The organism is Kingella denitrificans ATCC 33394, from assembly GCF_000190695.1.
In the GTDB taxonomy this organism is placed as follows: Bacteria; Pseudomonadota; Gammaproteobacteria; order Burkholderiales; family Neisseriaceae; genus Kingella_A; species Kingella_A denitrificans.
Window position 1 is genome coordinate 1 of the sequence record NZ_GL870932.1, and the last position, 1,186, is coordinate 1,186.

Sequence of the window (1,186 nt, forward strand, 5' to 3'; positions counted from 1 at the left end):
TTAAGCAATCACGTTAGCCACAACACCCGCACCAACGGTACGGCCGCCTTCGCGAATCGCAAAACGCAAACCGTTTTCCATTGCGATTGGGGCAATCAGTTCAACGGTGATTTTCACGTTTTCGCCTGGCATTACCATTTCCACGCCTTCTGCCAAAGTAACCGCGCCGGTCACGTCAGTAGTACGGAAATAGAATTGTGGACGGTAGTTAGCGAAGAACGGAGTATGACGGCCGCCTTCTTCTTTGCTCAATACATACACTTCTGCTTCGAATTTGGTGTGCGGAGTGATAGTACCGGGTTTTGCCAACACTTGGCCGCGTTCCACTTCTTCGCGTTTAGTACCGCGCAGCAACACGCCTACGTTGTCGCCCGCTTGACCTTCGTCCAGCAGTTTGCGGAACATTTCCACGCCGGTACAAGTGGTTTTTTGGGTTTCTTTCAAGCCGACGATTTCAATCTCTTCGCCCACTTTGATGACACCGCGCTCTACACGGCCGGTCACTACTGTACCGCGACCGGAAATAGAGAATACGTCTTCGATTGGCAGCAGGAATGGTTTGTCCACAGCACGTTCAGGTGTTGGGATGTAGCTGTCCAAAGCGGCAGCCAATGCAAAAATGCGTTCTTTGTATTCGGCATCGCCTTCCAATGCGCGCAATGCGGAACCTTGTACGATTGGGCAGTCGTCGCCTGGGAAGTCGTAGCTGGACAGCAAATCACGGATTTCCATTTCCACCAGTTCCAACAACTCGGCATCGTCCACCATGTCGCATTTGTTCATGAACACGATGATGTAAGGTACACCTACTTGGCGTGCCAACAGGATGTGTTCGCGGGTTTGTGGCATTGGGCCATCGGCAGCAGATACCACCAGGATAGCGCCGTCCATTTGCGCTGCACCGGTAATCATGTTTTTCACATAGTCGGCGTGGCCCGGGCAGTCTACGTGTGCGTAGTGGCGGGTTTCGGTTTCGTATTCAACGTGTGAAGTGTTGATGGTGATACCGCGCGCTTTTTCTTCAGGCGCGTTGTCGATTTGGTCGTAACCTTTTGCCTGACCGCCGAATTTTTCAGCCAAAATAGTAGTCAGTGCAGCAGTCAAAGTGGTTTTACCATGGTCAACGTGTCCGATGGTACCAACGTTTACGTGGGGTTTGCTGCGTTCGAATTTTTCCTTAGCCATG

Annotated in this window: 1 protein-coding gene; it reads right to left on the reverse strand. The window is 51.8% G+C overall.

All coding sequences use genetic code 11. The features are described from left to right. Positions 1 to 1,185, reverse strand: a complete 1,185-nt coding sequence (tuf, locus tag HMPREF9098_RS11060) for an elongation factor Tu (protein ID WP_003784924.1) — start codon at positions 1,183 to 1,185, stop codon at positions 1 to 3. Position 1,186: the final 1 nt, after the last annotated feature.